We start from the raw sequence: 18734 nt of genomic DNA, 5'->3' as shown, positions 1-18734 counted from the left end.
TATTGAATCATGAATCTTTATTCTATAAGCGAAAAGATCTAAAATTCAGCCTTAGATATTATCCAGCCCATTTATTTAGAATATAAAATTTAGTATTCAAAATTTTCCAAAAATCATCATCAAATCAGCACATTTTCAAATTTGAAAATCATCTAATTTCTAACTACTAACTATCCTTCCAAACTTTTCATCATTCGCCGAATTCGATCTTCTAATTTTTCTGAAGATAATTTTTCTCGTAGTCGATCGGTAATAATTGGAAATGAAAACGGTGTTGCTTTTTCACAATTTTTCCATACCATTTTTTGGTGATCAATTCGCTCTAAAGCCTGTCGCAATCGACCTTCTTCTAATTGATGCTCGAAGGTTTCTCGAAAAGATTGCAAGTACAATAAATTATCATCTTCATAATCTTTAAAAACACTGAATAATAATTGCGAGCTAGATTGCAGATGCTTGCTCTTTACAACCTTATTGGGATACCCCGTAAAAACAAGTCCGGCAATTACCGCGATATCCCGAAATTTTCGGCGTGCCATTTCAGTGGCATTTAAACTTTTATAGAGATCGTCCATTAAATATTCCGCAGAAAAAAGATTATTATCCAACACCTGTTGCATATCAATTTCTTGATCACTCAGCAATTCAAAACCATAATCGTTAAAAGCGATAGAAAATGAAATAGGCGACAACAAACTAATTCGGTACGCCAGTAAACTCCCTAGAGCTTCATGAACAAATCGTCCTTCGAACGGATAAAAAATTGCATGATAACCTTCACGATCTTTAAAAGTTTCAATTAAAAATTCATTGCTTTTCGGAATTATAGATTCCTTTTTTTGGCGATCAAAAATACCTGTTAACGCTGAAAGTTCTTCTGAATTTCCGGTAGCCGGATCATATTCAGAAGCTAAATACATTTCTTCACGAAGCAGTTCACTCATTTGTGCAGAAAAAGTCATTCGTCCACCCATCCAGCTCGGCACTTTTGCAGTTTTTTTCTTCGATTTTTTAACTAAGACCTGCATATTTTTAATCCGAACCAGCTCCAAGTTTCGGCCGGCAAACGTAAATACATCGCCGGGGTTTAGTTTAGAGATAAACCACTCTTCCATCGTCCCAATGTAGCCGCCTTTCATGTATTTCACACTCAACATCGCATCACTTACAATCGTCCCGATTTGTAAACGATGCCGCATGGCTACTCCTCGATTTTCGATTTTGAACAGACCATCTTCTTCAATCTCTACTTTTTTATATTCATCGTAGGCCTGCAGGCTCTGACTTCCTTTTGTGATAAAATTGAGAATCCATCGCCAATCCTCTTCGGTAATTGCCTGAAAACAAAAAGTCGATTTAATTTCAGGATAAATATCTTTCGGAAAAAATCCGTTAGAAACCGCCAAAGTCGTTAAATACTGCACCAAAACATCGAAACTTAGTAAATACGGAATCCGATCTTCTACTGCTTTTTTCTCTACCGCTTTTTGCAAGGCCGAAGCTTCAATCAATTCGATCGCGTGGGTTGGCAGAAAATAAATCACACTTTCCTTCCCCGGCTGGTGACCACTACGCCCGGCACGCTGTAAAAATCGCGCCACCCCTTTTGGACCACCAATCTGGATAATGGTTTCTACCGGCGCAAAATCTACGCCCAAATCTAAACTCGAAGTACAAACCACCGCTTTTAGACTTTCGTTTCTTATCGCCTGCTCTACCCAAAGTCGCGTTTCTTTATTGATGCTTCCATGATGCATCGCCAACTCTCCCGCAAACTCAGGATACTTACCTATAAGTTTCTGAAACCACAGCTCGCATTGCGATCTGGTATTGGTAAAAAGCAGTGTTGTTCTAGAATTTTTAATAATCGGCACCACCTCATCTATCAAATGCAATCCCATATGCCCGCGCCATGGAAATTTATCCATAATTTCGGGGATAATCGATTTTACTTTGATTTTCTTTTGAAGATTCGCCCTAATTAATTCTGAATTCTGAAAAGCTTCCGACTCGGGTCCCAGCAATACCTCTCTGGCTTGCTGAAGATTTCCTATAGTTGCTGAAATTCCCCAAATTCGGAGTGTTTTTGAAACCGTTTTTAATCGCGACAAAGCCAGCTCTATCTGTACTCCGCGTTTGGTTCCTAAAAGCTCGTGCCACTCATCAACAACAATTGCCTCCAGGTTTTTAAATGTTTTATCGTAATTTTTAGAGGAAAGTAAAAGGTGTAAACTCTCAGGAGTGGTAATTAACAAATCTGGCATCGAGCGCTTTTGAGCTGCCCGTTCTTTTTGTGGCGTATCACCAGTTCTAATTCCGACCGTCAGATTTGTCCCTAAGCCACTTGCAAATCGCTCAGCTGCTTGTTCAATTTCTACGGAAAGTGCTCGCAGCGGAGTTACCCAAATGGCTTTTAGTCCTTTTTTGTGTTTGGTTTTATAATCTGGATTATTTTTAATGTAGCTCAAAACAATCGGCACCCACAACGCGTAGGTTTTCCCACTTCCGGTAGGTGCATTTAAAAGTCCGTTTTTCTTTTGAAGATAAGCTTTCCAGGTATCCTTCTGAAATTTGAATGGTTTCCAATCTTGATCGGTAAACCAATTTTCAGCAATTTTCAAAAGTTCCGGTCTTGTCATTAACTCTAAAATATATTCTGATATTATCGAATATCGCTTTTAACGCTTTCTATGGAATTAATGCTTTTAAATCTTCCAGGGTATTGGCTTCTTCCATTTTCTTATCGGTTCTCCAACGTAGAATTCTTGGAAACCTAGTAGCTACACCACTCTTATGACGTTTTGATTCAGCGATTCCTTCAAAAGCAACTTCAAATACATGATGCGGAGTCACACTACGTACCGGGCCAAAACGTTCTAAGGTATTTTTCTTAATCCAGGCGTCCAGTTTCCGAAATTCGGCATCGGTTAAACCGCTATAAGCTTTCGCAAAAGTGACCAGTTCTTCTTTCTCTTCATCCCATAAACCAAAAGTATAATCGGTAAACAAATTACTCCGCCTACCGTGGCCTCGCATCGCATACGTAAGTACCGCATCGATAGTTAATGGATCTACTTTCCACTTCCACCAATCGCCTTTTTTACGCCCTACCAGATAAGGCGAATCCAAACGCTTAAGCATTAAACCTTCAGATTTCACTTCGCGCGATCGTTCTCTCTCCTTCGCTGCTTCTTCCCAAGTTTTAAACTGAATGGTATGCGATAGATGTAATGGTAATTCTTCAGCTTTTACTTCAGTATATAATTTTTCTAAAATAGCTCTACGATCCTGAAAAGCTTGTTGCCGAATATCCTCGCCTTTCCATTCTAAAATATCGTAAGCCTTTAAAATAACCGGTGTCTTTTTTAATAGATTTTTTGAAATGGTTTTTCGTCCAATTCTCGTTTGTAAATCTTTAAACGTTCCTATTTCGCCATCAGGAAAAGGCAAAATTTCACCGTCGATCACAGTACCATCGGGAACAATTCCTATAAATTTTTCGAATTCCGGATATTTATCGGTCACCAATTCTTCTCCTCGACTCCACACGAACAATTGTTCATTTCGAACAATTACCTGAGAACGGATTCCGTCCCATTTATGCTCGGCACTCCATTCCGTCACATCGCCCAAATCTTCCGGCTTATCTTCAATAGCATAAGCCAAATAAAATGGATAAGGTTTCGATAAATAATCTTCCTCGTTTTCTTCTAATATTAGTTTAGTATAGGTTGTTTTTGCGGGACTCCAATTCCCCATTAGTTTATAAGCCAGAATATCCTCGTCAATTTCGGTTGCTTTAGACAAGGCACGCGTCATTAACTTTTGGCTTACTCCAATCCTGAAACTCCCGGTTATCAGTTTGGTAAACACAAAACGCTCGTAATAATTTAAACTGAGCCAATTATCCCGTAAATATTCCTTTTTCTCTTCTTCAGATTTCGGTTTTAAATCGATAATCTCACTTAAAAACTGAGTCAAACTTTTTTCTGAAGAGGCTTCGGAAGGCGGAATAACCAGCGATATAGTTTCCGCTAAATCTCCGACGATATGATAGGATTCTTCGAAAAGCCAAAGCGGAATATTTGCAATTTCTGAAGCCCATAACCTCATCAATGTAGTATTTACTGGCCTTGGCGGCCTACGATGAGAAAGTATAGCAATTGTCCAGACCTTATCGGGATCTGGTGCGTTATTGAAATACCTTGTTAAAGCTTCAACTTTTAATGTTGTTTTATTAGTAGTATCTAATGTTTTTATTAGTTCTGCAAACTGTCTCATTCTGTACCTGTTTTAGAAGTTTGCTCGGCATTTTCTTCTTCATACTGCGTTTGCTCGGTACGTGCATCGTAACCTAACTCTCTAAGATATCTGGAAAATATATCGGTATAGCCGTGTGTACAAATAATCTTTTCAGCACCCGTTTCTTTTATAGAAGATAATAAACCTTGCCAATCACAATGGTCTGAAAGTACAAAGCCACGATCTATGGCTCGCCTTCTTCTTGCTCCTCGAAACGTCATCCAACCGCTGGCAGAAGCTGTTACATAAGGCACCATTTTTTTTATCCATGGTGTCCCATGCGCACTTGGTGGCGCAATAACAATATTCCCCTTTATTTCTTCTTTCTTCACATCCCGAGTTATTCTTATGGTTTCGGGCATTTCTAGCTGAGGTCTTAAAACCTCTGTCATATTTTCTATAGCACCGTGCGTATAAATTTTCCCGATCGAAGGATCTAAATATTTCAGAATTCGCTGTGCTTTACCTAAAGAATATCCAAAAATCACCGAAGTTTTACCTTCCGACTGGTTTTGTTGCCACCAGTTATTAATTTCAGCAAAAACCTCTTGTTGTGGTTGCCATTTAAAAGCCGGCAAGCCAAAAGTACATTCTGTTATAAACGTATGGCATTTTACAGGTTCGTATGGTTTAGCTACGCCATCGTCCTCGGTTTTGTAATCGCCGGTAAACACCCAAACTTCACCTTTATGTTCCACCCTTATCTGTGCCGAACCAATAATATGACCGGCAGGATGAAATGAGAACTTCACATTATTTATACTAAATGTCTCTCCCCAATTTTTTCCGCTTACATTAATATCTCCCAAGCGATGTTTAATAATCGGAACATTGCTATGATGTGTAATATAATTTTTATGCCCCCAACGAGAATGATCGGCATGTCCATGCGAAATAATCGCCTTATCTACCGGCTTCCAGGGATCCAGATATACATCGGCCTGAGCGCAGTAAATTCCGTTATCATTAAAAGCTAGTAAAGGTGGGGTCATAGTGATATTTTAATTTTCATAAAACAGCGTCAACCTCATTTTTGAATCTTCAAATAGTTTATAGGAAATGCTGTAATTGATGAAATTAGTCAAAATCTAAGGCTCAAAAAAAGGATTAGGAAAAGATTAGCAAATGTTCGGTTTGTGAAAAAACTAATTTTTCAGCAAAATTTTAAAGCCTTTATTTATATTTGCTGCCAAAATCCCTAAATATGTCATTTTCAGATTTATTCGGCTCGGGAGAGCATTTAAGAAATTTAAGCCATTTTGCAGCGATTGTAAACCTTGCAGCTATAGACGGCGATATTAACACTGAAGAAGAAGAGTTGTTAAGACGTTTTGCAAGAAAGCTGGATATCACAGAAAGTGAATATCAAAAAGTATTAGAAAACCCTAGAGCTTACCCTCTTACTCCTTCGCACGATACCGAGCGAAGATTGGAGCGCCTACATGATTTATTTAGAATCATTTTCGCAGATCACTTGATAGACGATGAAGAAGCCGAGCTGATTAAACGTTACGCTATTGGTCTTGGTTTTTCCAGCCAGGCTTCAGAAACTATAATCAAAAGATCGATCCAGATTTTTAGTGGTCAACTTTCTTTCGATGATTATCAGTACTTGTTAGATAAGCAGGATTAATCCTCATATTCTTTCATAAATTCTTCTGCCTTTTCTACCATTTTTTTGCTTCCGCAGAAAATTGGAGAGCGCTCATGCAATTCTGTTGGCTTAATATCCATAATGCGTTGGTAGCCATCACTGGCTTTTCCGCCGGCCTGTTCTACGATAAAAGCCATAGGATTGCATTCGTACAATAGTCGAAGTTTTCCTTTTTCGTGCTTAGAGCTTTTAGGGTAAATATATATCCCGCCTTTGATCATATTGCGATGAATATCTGAAACCATCGAACCAATATATCTCGACGTATAAGGACGATTTTCTTCTTCTTCCTGGCAGTATTTGATATACTTCTTTACGCCTGTTGGAAAATGTGCATAATTCCCTTCGTTGATGGAATATATATTTCCGATATCAGGAAATTTCATATCTGGATGCGAAAGATACCAGGATCCTAATGCAGGATTCAGCGTAAAACCGTTAACACCGTGACCGGTGGTATATACTAACATTGTTGAAGTTCCGTAGATAATATAGCCAGCTGCAACCTGTAAATTTCCGGGTTGTAAAAAATCTTCTGAAGTTACCGGAGTTCCCAAAGGTGTTACCCGACGATAAATAGAAAAAATCGTTCCAACAGACACATTCACATCTATATTCGAGCTTCCATCAAGAGGATCCATAAGCACCACATATTTATTATTGTGATCTTTTCGGCTACCTGCAATTGTAATGTACTCGTCGTTTTCTTCGGAAGCAATTCCGCAGACAATTTCTCGATTCGTAAGGGTCTGGATAAACGTCTTGTTGGCGAAAATATCTAATTTTTGCTGATCTTCACCCTGAATGTTTTGCTCTCCCACCGCACCGGTAATATCCACGAGTCCTGCTTTATTTACCTCGTGATTTACTACTTTTGCGGCTAGGCGAATTGAACGTATTAATCTTGATAATTCTCCCGTAGAATATGGGAAATCCTGTTGATTGTCGATGATAAATTCACCGAGCGTTGGTCTGGTTTTACTCATTTCGATTTACAGTAGTTTGTTATCAAATTTATTGAAAAAATGCCATCTTACAACGATTTCGTAAACGTTTTAACACAAATAAAAACTTTAACCAAAAAATCTCTAATATGAAAATTGAAGTTAGAAAAGCAGCAAAAGAAGACATGCCTGCGGTACTAGAGCTGATAAATGAATTGGCCGAATTTGAAAAAGAGCCTGATGCTGTCGAAGTTTCTGTAGCAGATCTAGAAAGAGATGGATTTGGTGAGCGCCCGCTTTTTGAATGTTTTGTAGCTGAAACTGATGGGAAAATTGAAGGAATGGCGTTATTCTATTATCGTTATTCGACCTGGAAAGGGAAAACTATTCATTTGGAAGATCTGGTTGTTAGAGAAGAATTTCGCGGAAAAGGGCTTGGTGGCGCGTTATACAACCAAGTAATCGAATACTCTAGAGCACAAGGCTGTAAAAGAACCGAATGGGTGGTATTAGACTGGAACACCAAAGCGGTAGAATTTTACAAAAAAACCGGCGCTACTGTTTTTGACGAGTGGAGAACGGTACAAATGGATGAAGCTGCTATGCAATCTTTTTGCAACAAAAGGAGTTAATATAACGCAAAGTCCCATAAAACATGGGAGCTTCTAAAAGCATATTGCTACTTTTGTTAAAACTAAAGCAAAAATTATGGAATATCAGATACGTGAAGCCAAGAGGGAAGATATGCCCCATGTGCTCGAATTAATTATGGAACTGGCAAAACACGAAAATGCACCAGATCAGGTTGAAATCTCAGTAGAAGATTTAGAAACTGAAGGTTTTGATCACGGTAATTTTAAATGTTTTGTAGCCGATGTAGATGGCAAAATATCCGGGATGGCATTAGTTTATTTTAGATTTTCGACCTGGAAAGGCCGTACCGTGCATTTAGAAGATCTTATTGTTACTGAAAGTATGCGAGGTACCGGTTTAGGTGGAGCGTTATATAATCAAGTTGTAAAATACGGTTACGAGCATGGCGTAAAACGTGTAGAATGGGTTGTTTCTGAAGGAAATAAAAATGCGATCGAATTCTACGAAAATACCGGAGCCGATATTAAAAAGAATTGGTTTACCGTACACATGAACGAGAGTGTTATCAAAAAGAACATACAAAAATAACGAATGAAAGTCTTCAAATTTGGAGGAGCTTCTGTAAAAGATGCAGAAGGCGTAAAAAATGTTTTAAAGGTTCTGGAGAAACACCATAATCCAGATAAACTGATTGTAATTTCAGCAATGGGTAAAACCACCAATGCGCTAGAAGTTATCATTCTAAAATATTTAGGCGGCAGTTCTCCAGAGGAAGAAATTAAAAATCTTAAGCTTTTTCATTTCAATATCATCAATGTTTTATTTGAAAATAAGCAAGCCGCAGTTTTCGAAAAAGTAAATCAATTTTTCACCAATCTCAGCAATTTTCTTCAGCATAATAAATCCTTGCAATACGATTTTGTATACGATCAGATTATAGGTTTTGGAGAACTAATTTCTACAACTATTGTGAGCGAATTCTTATCGCTTAGCGGCATTAGAAACGACTGGGTTGACGCTCGAGAATTTATTAAAACCGATAGTACATATCGGGATGCACAGGTTGATTGGGAAAGCACGCAGAAAAAGATTGTTGCTGAAATCAATCCTGAAACGATCACGATTACTCAGGGTTTTATAGGTTCAGATACTAACAATTTCACAACTAGCCTGGGGCGTGAAGGAAGTGACTATACTGCAGGGATTTTTGCCTATTGTTTAAATGCTGAAAGTGTGACGATTTGGAAAGATGTTCCCGGAGTTTTAAATGCGGATCCTCGTGAATTTACTGAAACTACATTGCTGAATCAGATTTCTTATGAAGAAGCGATCGAACTTGCTTTTTATGGCGCTTCGGTAATTCATCCAAAAACATTGCAACCATTACAGCGCAAGGAAATTCCGCTTTATGTGAAATCTTTTTATCATCCCGAAAACGAGGGAACAAAAGTTTGCCGTGGTAATGGCTGCGCGGTAGTTCCGCAGATGCCCTGTTTTATTGTTAAGAAAAACCAGGCGATTATTTCTTTATCATCTTTAGATTTCTCGTTTATGGTTGAAGAAAATATTAGTGAAGTATTTCAGTTATTTCATCAATATCAAATGAAGGTTGATCTTATTCAGAATTCCGCGATTAGTTTTTCAGTTTGTGTAGACAACAAATTCAACCAGCTCGAAAAATTAATTCAACACTTAAAAGCAAAGTTTCGCGTTAACTATCAAACCGGAGTTTCGTTGTATACTATTCGTCATTTTGATGAGAAAGCAATTAATTCCGTAGAAAAAGGAAAAAAGGTGCTTTTAAAACAACTTACGCATAACACCGTACAAATGGTGACAGATTGTTAAAACTTATCACCTATCTTTGTACATTTGATTAAAACCAACTAACCAATGGGATTTATAACCGCTAATGAAGTCGCCAGAGTGATGAATCTGGATAAACTAGGTTTTCTGGGAACCTCTGCAGGTTGGATGATCTTAAAAACAACAAAACTTTCCAGACTTAATAAAGAATATCAAAAACGGAAAGATCTTGAAGGTGTTGAGTTTATCGATTCGATATTAGAAGCTTTTGAGATTAAATTTGATATTCCTGAAAAGGATTTAAAGCGCATTCCCAAAAATGGACCTTTTATCACCATCTCCAACCATCCTTTGGGAGGGATTGATGGGATGATATTAATGAAACTGCTCCTAGAACAGCGTGACGATTACAAAATAATCGCTAATTTCTTACTACATCGTCTGGATCCTTTGCGACCGTACATTATGCCGGTTAATCCTTTTGAAACTCACAAAGATGCAAAATCGAGTGTGGGTGGCATAAAAGAGGCGATCTCACATTTAAGGGAAGGCCACGTACTGGGCATTTTTCCTGCTGGAGAAGTTTCTACTTATAAAGACGAAAAATTAATTGTAGATAAACCCTGGGAACCGGTGGCGATGCGTCTTATCCAAAAAGCAAAAGTTCCCGTTGTTCCTATCTATTTTCATGCAAAAAATAGTACTTTTTTCTACCGACTTGCGTCGATGAGCGATGTCCTTCGAACGGCAAAACTGCCTAGCGAGATGCTATCGCAACGAAAACGTAAAATAAATGTGCGTATAGGAAATCCAATTTCTGTAGAAGATCAATCTGCACATAAAGATCTGGAAACTTTCACAGCATATCTTCGTCGTAAGACTTACATGCTTGCAAATACCTTCGAAAAAAAGAAACTTTTTGAAAAAATACCACATACCTTAAAACTTCCCAAAACGCCTAAAAAGATTGCTTCGGAAACCAAATCTGAATTGATGGAAGCTGAGGTTGAAAACTGCCGGAAAATGGACAAGCGTTTGTTAATGTCTAAAAATTACGAGGTTTTCTTAGCAAAGCGAGAAGTTATTCCAAATATCGTTCAGGAGCTGGGCAGATTGCGTGAAATTACCTTTCGTGAGATTGGCGAAGGCACCAACAACCCTGTCGATCTGGATCCTTTTGACGATTATTACTATCATTTATTCCTTTGGGATAACGAAGCAAATAAGGTAGCAGGAGCTTACAGAATGGGAATGGGTTCTGAAATCTTTAAAGCATACGGAGTTAACGGATTTTACCTTCAGGATCTTTTTAGGTTTGAACCAGAACTTTACAAGATGATGAGTGAATCCATAGAAATGGGAAGAGCTTTTATCATCAAAGATTATCAGCAAAAACCAATGCCTCTTTTTCTACTTTGGAAAGGAATCGTGCATTGCACCCTTCGATTCCCAGAGCATAAATATCTAATTGGTGGGGTAAGCATTAGCAATAAATTCTCAAACTTTTCTAAGTCATTGATGATCGAATTTATGCGATCTAATTATTACGATCCCTATGTCGCACAATATATTCGACCTAAAAAAGAATTCAAGGTTATTTTAGAAGATGCAGATAAGGACATTGTATTCGACAAAAGTGAAGCCGATTTAAACAAATTCGATAAAATTATTGATGAAATTGAACCGGAAAATCTTCGGCTACCTGTGCTTATCAAAAAATACATTAAACAGAATGCAAAAGTGGTGGCGTTTAATGTAGATCCGCTATTCAATAACGCTGTGGATGGACTAATGTATATTAGAATTGCCGATATTCCTGAAAGTACCGTGAAACCGGTAATGGAAGAACTGCAAAAAGAACTGGAAGAAAAACATAATCAGAATCAATAAATATTGCCAGCTGTTAATTTCGTGTTATTCCCGATTTCAGCTTAGGTAATTTTTATTTCAATTATTATATTCCTTGAAAACAGAAAAGAAAAAAATGGAAAATATATTGATTGCCGGTGCAACCGGATCTACAGGAAAAAGAATTATCGAAATACTAAACAACTCCGAGAGTTTTAGCCCTATGGCTATGATCAGAAAAGAAGAGCAAAGGCAGATGTTTGAAGATATGGGGGTAGAAAGTATTCTAGCCGATTTAGAAGATGATGTATCTCACGCTTTTAAGGGAGTTGATAAAGTAATTTTTGCTGCAGGATCTGGAGGAAGCACAGGACCGGAAAAAACGACCGCAATAGACGAAGAAGGAGCTATTAAAATGATTGATGGTGCTAAAGCTAGCAATGTAAAGAAATTTGTGATGCTTAGTTCTATGGGTACAGATAGTCCAGAAGATGGTGGAGATTTAGAACACTATTTAAGAGCTAAGAAAAAAGCAGATGATCATCTTCGTGCCAGCGGAATGCCTTTTACCATCGTACAACCAGGAAGTTTAAATGACGAAATGGGGCGTGCTCGTGTAAAAGTTGCTGAAAAACTTGATGAATATGGAGAAATCTCTAGAGACGATGTAGCCTTTTTACTAGTAATGTCTTTAGCAGATCCTCTTACAAAAAATATGAGCTATCAAGCTGTTGAAGGTGAAACACCGGTAAAACAAGCGCTAATAGAACTTAGTGGAATTGGATAATCTTTAATTCCTATTTTAAAAAAACAAAAAAAGAATGGTTTACGCCATTCTTTTTTGTTTTATAGATTATGCTTCACGAAAGAGCGGCAATAATCTTTTATTTGGTTTCTCGTTTCCTCGAATGCATCATAAATTTTCTGGGTATTCCCTCTTACTTTTGAAGGGTCACGAAAGTTCTGATGAAATCTAACGGATTGGTTTGAAGCAATTTCTGGACAAACTTCTTTTGCATGATCGCATACGGTGATCACAAAATCAAACTCTATATCTAAATACTCTTCTACCAGATTACTCGATTGTTCACTAATGTCTATTCCATCTTCCTGCATTATAGCGATAGCTCTAGGATTCACACCGTGCTTTTCTATTCCTGCACTATAGATATTGGCTTTTTTGAAAGAAAAATATTTTAAGTAGGCGTGCGCAATCTGGCTACGACAAGAGTTTCCAGTACATAGCACAAGAATATTTTTCATGACTTTTAATTCAGCGATGAGCATCGGTTAAAACTAACCGAGTAGATTACTTTAAAAATTGGTGTTCATCACGAAAATAGAAAGGTTTCTTTTAGTCTTTGTTTCTGAATTGTTAAGCATTAGCATCAGAATATAAAAAAATAGCTGTTTTACAAATGCTTATAAATAACACTGCCTGAAATATAGGTATATCTCAGGCAGTGTTACTTTTAAAAAAAGAATAACTTATTCCTGATGCTCTCCTTGTCCAAAGGCATCAATAATTTTATTCGCTGTTACTGTAGCTAATTTTTCATGAGATTCTTGCGTCCACCCTGCAACGTGCGGACTCAGAATGGTATTTGGCATGAACATCAACTCACGCATAGCTTCCGGTAAAGATTCTCCTGCGCTTATAGCTACGTTCTTCTTATTGGCAAATAGACTTTCAAAAGATGCTTTTTCGTATTCCAGAACGTCTAATCCTGCTCCTAGCACTTTCCCTGATTTAAGTCCGTTTACTAAATCTTCGGTTTCCACATTTTTACCACGGGCAGTATTTACAAACCAAAATGGTTTCTGAAAAGATTCGATAAATTCTTTATTTATCATTTTGTTTGTTTGCTCGGTCCAAGGAGTATGCAAACTTACGATATCACATTTTTGAGTGAATTCTTCCCAATCTACCTGCGTAGCATTACTGTCTTCTACATCTTCTTTAATGTCGTAGCAAAGCACTTCTACATCAAAACCTCTTAATTTTCTAGAAAAAGCTTTACCCATGTTACCGTAACCAATGATACCAACAGTTTTTCCGTCTAATTCGATACCACGATTATCTTCACGATTCCAAAGACCTTCTCTTACTTCTCTATCGGCTTTATTCAGCTTATTAAAAAGCGAAAGCAGCATTCCAAGCGAATGTTCTCCAACTGCATTTCGATTTCCTTCAGGAGCAGAGAATAATTTTACGCCACGCTCTTCAGCATATTCAACATCTATATTTTCCAATCCAGCTCCTACTCTTGCAATAAACTTAAGATTAGGCGCCGCATCAAGAAAATCTTTATCGATAGAATACCTACTTCTTATTACAATCCCATCATATAAATGCTGATTTTGTAATGTTTCTTCTCGACTCTGTGAAAATCCTTCAATATTGTGATGCCCTGCATCTGCTAATAACTTCATCAGACTTGGATGATTGGTATCAGCGTGTAAAATGATCATTTTAATCGTTTTTTATTAATATTTTGTTTTGGCTATTGTTTGAATCGCACCAGCATTTCAGCAAAAGACCTAGAAACCAGATATTTTACATTTTTCAATAGTTTTCTGAAAAAAATAGTATCTAAAGTTGTGACAGATTTAGCTGTTTTGATAAAGCTAGATCTGCTTTCTAAATGAAATTGTTGAAAATAGGGAAGTGTCATATTCAACCAATACAATAGCCTGCAAATTTAAGCAATGCGAGCAATATGAAGAAGAAATATGGCAATTTCTTAGAAACCAAGGATGGCTTTTGCAATTAAAAAGTAGGTAAGAATACCAAAAACATCATTACTGGTTGTAATAAATGGTCCTGTAGCTACAGCAGGATCAATTTTATTTTTGTCTAAAATTATCGGGATAATTGTCCCGATCATAGCAGCAAGAAGTATGACTGCGATTAATGCGATACCAACACTTATAGACTCTCTGAAACTTGTTCCAAAACCAAAATGACTTATTCCAAAGACAATTAAAGCAATACAAAGGCCATTTACTAAAGCCAATGAAACTTCTTTAACCAGACGTTTGGCAATGATATTTCCTTTTAAACTACCATTGGCTAATCCCTGTACTACGATAGCACTAGACTGTACACCAACATTTCCGGCAGTTGCCTGGATTAAAGGAACAAATAATAACAATTTAGGAAAAACAGACATGGTATCCTGAAAGCCGCTAATAATTCCGGCAGCTCCTAAGCCACCAAACATCCCAATTAACAACCATGGGAGACGCGCTCTTGTTTGTTTAAAAATATTGTCATCTGCCTCTACACCTTCAGAAATACCAGCAGCCATTTGATAGTCACGCTCGGCTTCTTCTTTGATAAAATCTACGATATCATCGATAGTAATTCTCCCTACCAATCTTCGCATTTCATCTATAACAGGAATAGCTTCTAAATCGTATTTCTGCATTATTCTGGCAACTTCTTCACCTTCGGTATGCACATTTACATAATCTACATTAGGTATGTAAATATCCCGAATATTAGCATCGCTTGATGCAGTAAGTAAATCCTTAAGAGATAACCGACCTTTAAGATGATTTTTGTGATCTACCACATAAATTGAATGCACTCTAGTTACATTTTCAGCTTGCGCTCTCATCTCGGTCATACAACCCGTAACGCTCCAGTTTTCTTTAACGCGAACAAGTTCTTTGGCCATTAATCCCCCAGCAGAATCTTCCGGGTAGCGCAGTAGCTCTACAATATCTTCTGCATGTTGCTCGTCCTGAATTTCAGAAATCACCTGCTTTTGTAGCTCTGGTGAAAGCTCGTTCATGATATCTGCAGCATCATCGGTATCCATTTCTACCAACTCGTCTGCGATTTCTCTGGCAGAAAGTTTATCAAGAATACGCTCTCTTACCCCTTCTTCAAGCTCCATTAAAGCTTCAGAAGTTTTTTCGCTATCTAAAAGTTTTACTAAGTAAGTCGCCTCATCCAGGCTAAGTTCAGTAATAATTTCAGCAATATCGGCATGGTGAATATCCTCTAAATGCAATAACAATTCTTCATCGTCTTTTGTTTCGATGAGGTATTGAATTTTTTGAATCAGCTGGTCGCTAATTTGAAAGTGCATAGGGCTCGATATTTAAAGTAAGGGAAATAAAATCTTGTGTACTAAGCTGCTCAGGCCGTTTACCAAAGATAGTCTCTTCTCGTAAACTATCAGGTAAATTAAGACTTTTTAAACTATTTCTTAAGGTTTTACGTCGCTGCTGGAATGCCATTTTCACCACTCGGAAAAACAGGGCTTCGTTACAGGGTAAATCGTAATTTTCTTTACGCGTTAGTCGCAATACGCCGCTATCTACTTTAGGCGGTGGATTAAAAACTGTTGGAGGCACGGTAAATAAATATTCAGCCTCGTAAAAAGCCTGAGTTAATACTGAAAGAATACCATAAGCTTTACTTCCTTCTTTCTCACAAATTCGTTTGGCTACCTCTTTTTGAAACATACCTGAAAACTCAGGAATCTGATCGCGCATCGCTAAAACCTTAAATACAATTTGCGTAGAAATATTGTACGGAAAATTCCCTGTAATAGCGAAAGGCTGCTCTCCAAAAATTTGAGTGAAATCATATTTTAAAAAATCCTGTTCGTGGATTCTGCCACCTAGTTTTAAATAATTTGCATTTAGATATTCTACACTTTCTGAATCAATTTCTACAACATGAACTTCGGTGTCTTTCTTCAATAGAAATTTAGTTAAGACTCCCATCCCAGGGCCAATCTCCAAAACATATTTATAGCCGGAAAGCGCCAAGGTATCCGCAATTTTTTCAGCAATACTTTCATCATTAAGAAAATGCTGTCCCAAATGCTTTTTAGCTCGTACCTGCCCGCTTAGATCCTCCTGTCTGGCTGCTGGTTTAAAGTTCTTTTTAAATTTCTTTTTGCTCATATTGTTTGTTTTAGCAGCAAATTATTGCTCGTCTTCTACCTGAAGTTCGGTTGAAAACTCTACAAATTTCCCTTTAAAAGGTTCTGTTTTGGCAACCATTTTTGCGTGATCTTCCATATAAAATGTTTTAAGATACGCCATACTTTCTGCTGTGTATTGTACAGAATAGGTAATCCCTCCCATAGGCTCTTTGGCAAGCACTTTCGTCATTAATGCTTTTTTGAATTTCCCAGTTTTCAACATGGCGGGAATAAATTCAGATTTCATCCATTTTAACCATTCTTGATGTACATCTTCCTGAACATTTGTAGTCACATTATAAATAACCATATGCTATAATTTTATTCTGAATTTGCAAAAATACGAATCAAAAGCCTTGCAGCAAGAATTGATTAGAGGAATCGGTAAACTAATTACACACTAAATTACTCTTCAAGGAAATAACTACTTTTTTTCGCGAAAATAGGAAAGAATTAAATTTAAAGGAAATAGTAGCTGAGCGGTAATAGTAATAGCTCCCGCGATAAATGTAAGCATCATTAAAGTTTCCTTTAAAGCATAATCGAATTCCAAATCATTTATAATTCCGTAGAAAATCAGTAAGAATAAAAGTCCAAATATGCTTATAAAGACATGATACGCCGTCATCCAATTAATAAGCTTTTTATTAAAGAAATCTATTAACCAGTAGCAAACCCCAAATAACGCGTAAAATATTACGATTAATCCCGCAAAATCCACATCATGTATCGCATAATAAGTATCATGGATATTAAGCACACATAAATGGTCTTTATTAAACATCCCGTACATAAAAACCAGAGGAATGAAAATCCAAAATAACTTGTACGATTTGGCTAATAATTGCTTCATTCGATGGTATCCCCTCTTAGTGATCGATATTTTTTTCGGGCTTCTATAAAATAAATACTATCCTCAAAATTAAACAATAGCTGCTCGTAATATTGCTGCGCTTTTTCTGGTAAATTTAAGTGATTAGCATAGAGTTCAGCCAAATTCCAGGCTGCGTTATCTGCTAATAAATCCTGACCGTAATTGGCCAATATTGAAAGATAATTTTCTTCAGCCAAAAGATACATACTTTCCTGCTCGTAAAGCTGAGCTTGCTTAAAAAGCACTTCATCTTCAATCTTCTCTCCTTTATGCGCTTCTAAAAGTTCATTTAATTTAGTTATTGCATGCTCATTTTTCCCTTGGTAAGAAAGTAAATCTGCATACGCATATTTCTTTAAAGCTACCTGAGTAGAATCTTCTAAACTATTATCTTTTATAAGCAAACTTAATTCCATCGCATCGTTAGCAATTAACTGCGAAGTCGACTTTTTTAAAACATCCAACTGTGTTTGTGCCCATTCAAAATCGCCTTTATAATAGCTTGTTTTCGCCACTTTAAATTGCGCATCCTGGGCAAGCTGGTCATTTTTTACCATTTTTTGCACTTGCGTATAGGTTATTAGCGCTTCGTTAAATTTTTGCTGAAGCACCAACACATCTGCGATTGCCATTTTTATTCGAGCTTTCTCGTAATCATTGATTGCATTGGTTAGCAGACTTTTTAAAAGATTTTCAGCTTCTGAAACTTTTTCTAATTTGAAGGCTAAAAATCGACCAAAATCAATTTGAAGCGGGATGGTAGCACCAGCATTCTGATATTCTTCAATAACACTACGGAAGTGTGCTTCAATTTCAGCATAATCTGAAGCACTTGCCGTTTCTACCTCTAAACTCAATTTTAACTGTTTTGCTCGAAGTTTTAAAGACTGCGGTGCTTCTTCAATAATAAAATTAGTAACGGTTTTTGCAGCTTCAAGATCGTCTGCTCTTTTTGCAGTATATGCTAAATTCATAATTCGGTTTAAATTTGGCACCGCTGATCGTTTATAAATCGCTTTCTCCTGAATAAGCGCTTTATTATATTCTTTTTGCTGAATGTACAACCAACTCAGCATCTCGTTATAAAAAGGATTTGGGTCGGCTTGCAACCGCTTCAGTAATGTAGTTCTTAGTAAAATATTAGGTTCTGCCGTGGCATCTTCAGTAATAAACTTTCCGAATTCGCGATTAGCGTAGGGAAAATATTTTTCATCTTTAATCACCAGATCAAGATAATTTTCAAACATCTTTTGAAGCTCTCCCTGCTCTCCGTAAATTCTTGCAAGCTTCAATTCTAAGCCGGCATTGGGCATTAATTCATTTGCTTTTTGATAAGCTCTTGCAGCAAAATCCAACAAATTATATTTTTCAAAACTCATCCCAATCCCGAAGGCCTGGCGAGGATTTTCTGACAAAGCTTCCAGCGCTTTTTGATAATATTCTTCGGCTTTTGATTCATCTCTTTGCAAGGCAAAATTATGACCAATATCGATTAAAGTACCGCTGTTTTGTGGCGAAGCTTCCAATCGATCTCGTAACATCGTTTCGGCTTCTCCAAAACGCTCCAACTGTTGTAAAGAACTTACTACACCAAAATAAGCCTGCGGATTATTATTGGCAAGTTCTAGCGTTTTTTTATAGTAAGAAAGTGCTTTCTCGTATTCGCCTTTATCAAAGAAGTTTTGAGCCAGCTGTAGTGACTGCCCATTTACTTCCGCAGAAAAAAGAATAACCGATATAATTAAAATGAAAAAGCGCATCTTGTA

17 protein-coding genes are annotated in these 18734 nt (G+C 37.2%); 6 read left to right on the top strand and 11 right to left on the bottom strand.

Annotation, left to right across the window (positions count from 1 at the left end; translation table 11 throughout):
* Positions 1-170: 170 nt before the first annotated feature.
* Genes QWY91_RS14960 through QWY91_RS14950 form a run of 3 tightly spaced genes read right to left on the bottom strand, consistent with a single transcriptional unit; the run spans position 171 to position 5294 of the window.
* Positions 171-2639 (bottom strand): ligase-associated DNA damage response DEXH box helicase, encoded by a 2469-nt coding sequence (locus QWY91_RS14960; RefSeq protein WP_290236307.1) that lies wholly within the window; start codon positions 2637-2639, stop codon positions 171-173.
* A 49-nt stretch (positions 2640-2688) separates the two neighbouring features.
* Entirely contained in the window at positions 2689-4281 is a 1593-nt protein-coding gene (locus QWY91_RS14955; RefSeq protein ID WP_290236306.1) for an ATP-dependent DNA ligase, read from the bottom strand.
* Positions 4278-5294, bottom strand: coding sequence for a ligase-associated DNA damage response exonuclease (locus QWY91_RS14950; protein ID WP_290236305.1), 1017 nt, complete (start codon positions 5292-5294; stop codon positions 4278-4280). The genes QWY91_RS14955 and QWY91_RS14950 overlap by 4 nt, the downstream gene beginning before the upstream one ends.
* Before the next feature lie 212 nt (positions 5295-5506).
* Between QWY91_RS14950 and QWY91_RS14945 the strand changes: the two genes are divergently transcribed.
* A complete protein-coding gene (locus QWY91_RS14945) occupies positions 5507-5935 on the top strand; it encodes a tellurite resistance TerB family protein (RefSeq protein WP_290236304.1) in 429 nt (142 codons plus the stop codon).
* Here QWY91_RS14945 and fbp read toward each other — a convergent pair.
* Complete coding sequence (gene fbp / locus QWY91_RS14940; protein WP_290236302.1) at positions 5932-6942, bottom strand: class 1 fructose-bisphosphatase; 1011 nt, start codon at positions 6940-6942, stop codon at positions 5932-5934. The two genes, QWY91_RS14945 and fbp, sit on opposite strands and share 4 nt — an antisense overlap.
* A 107-nt stretch (positions 6943-7049) precedes the next feature.
* On the opposite strand from fbp, the gene QWY91_RS14935 reads away from it, so the two are divergent.
* The 5 genes from QWY91_RS14935 to QWY91_RS14915 all read left to right on the top strand — a co-directional run bounded on the left by QWY91_RS14935 (position 7050) and on the right by QWY91_RS14915 (position 11935).
* On the top strand, positions 7050-7532 hold the full coding sequence (locus QWY91_RS14935) for a GNAT family N-acetyltransferase (RefSeq protein ID WP_290236301.1): 483 nt from the start codon (positions 7050-7052) through the stop codon (positions 7530-7532).
* A gap of 76 nt (positions 7533-7608) precedes the next feature.
* Entirely contained in the window at positions 7609-8082 is a 474-nt protein-coding gene (locus QWY91_RS14930) for a GNAT family N-acetyltransferase (protein WP_290236300.1), read from the top strand.
* 3 nt (positions 8083-8085) lie between these two features.
* The gene (locus QWY91_RS14925) at positions 8086-9342 is read left to right on the top strand and encodes an aspartate kinase (protein WP_290236299.1); all 1257 of its coding nucleotides are present in this window, start codon (positions 8086-8088) and stop codon (positions 9340-9342) included.
* 45 nt (positions 9343-9387) lie between these two features.
* Positions 9388-11190, top strand: coding sequence for a GNAT family N-acyltransferase (locus QWY91_RS14920; RefSeq protein ID WP_290236298.1), 1803 nt, complete (start codon positions 9388-9390; stop codon positions 11188-11190).
* A gap of 94 nt (positions 11191-11284) precedes the next feature.
* Entirely contained in the window at positions 11285-11935 is a 651-nt protein-coding gene (locus tag QWY91_RS14915) for an SDR family oxidoreductase (RefSeq protein WP_290236297.1), read from the top strand.
* Positions 11936-11994: 59 nt separating this feature from the next.
* On the opposite strand, the gene QWY91_RS14910 is transcribed toward QWY91_RS14915, so the two are convergent.
* From QWY91_RS14910 to QWY91_RS14880, 7 genes are all read right to left on the bottom strand, one after another.
* A complete protein-coding gene (locus QWY91_RS14910; RefSeq protein ID WP_290236296.1) occupies positions 11995-12411 on the bottom strand; it encodes an arsenate reductase ArsC in 417 nt (138 codons plus the stop codon).
* A 225-nt stretch (positions 12412-12636) separates the two neighbouring features.
* Positions 12637-13620, bottom strand: a complete 984-nt coding sequence (locus tag QWY91_RS14905) for a 2-hydroxyacid dehydrogenase (RefSeq protein WP_290236295.1) — start codon at positions 13618-13620, stop codon at positions 12637-12639.
* A gap of 272 nt (positions 13621-13892) precedes the next feature.
* Positions 13893-15248, bottom strand: coding sequence for a magnesium transporter (gene mgtE, locus QWY91_RS14900; protein ID WP_290236294.1), 1356 nt, complete (start codon positions 15246-15248; stop codon positions 13893-13895).
* The gene (gene rsmA, locus QWY91_RS14895) at positions 15232-16074 is read right to left on the bottom strand and encodes a 16S rRNA (adenine(1518)-N(6)/adenine(1519)-N(6))-dimethyltransferase RsmA (protein WP_290236293.1); all 843 of its coding nucleotides are present in this window, start codon (positions 16072-16074) and stop codon (positions 15232-15234) included. Before rsmA ends, mgtE begins: the two co-directional genes overlap by 17 nt.
* Before the next feature lie 21 nt (positions 16075-16095).
* The gene (locus tag QWY91_RS14890; protein ID WP_290236292.1) at positions 16096-16404 is read right to left on the bottom strand and encodes a DUF4286 family protein; all 309 of its coding nucleotides are present in this window, start codon (positions 16402-16404) and stop codon (positions 16096-16098) included.
* A gap of 114 nt (positions 16405-16518) precedes the next feature.
* Entirely contained in the window at positions 16519-16947 is a 429-nt protein-coding gene (locus QWY91_RS14885; protein ID WP_290236291.1) for a hypothetical protein, read from the bottom strand.
* Positions 16944-18728: a tetratricopeptide repeat protein gene (locus QWY91_RS14880; RefSeq protein ID WP_290236290.1), complete on the bottom strand. Its 1785-nt coding sequence runs from the start codon at positions 18726-18728 to the stop codon at positions 16944-16946. The genes QWY91_RS14885 and QWY91_RS14880 overlap by 4 nt, the downstream gene beginning before the upstream one ends.
* Between the last annotated feature and the right edge of the window lie 6 nt (positions 18729-18734).

Source organism: Zunongwangia endophytica, assembly GCF_030409505.1.
Taxonomy (GTDB): domain Bacteria; phylum Bacteroidota; class Bacteroidia; order Flavobacteriales; family Flavobacteriaceae; genus Zunongwangia; species Zunongwangia endophytica.
This window is presented reverse-complemented; position numbering and strand designations above follow the sequence as displayed.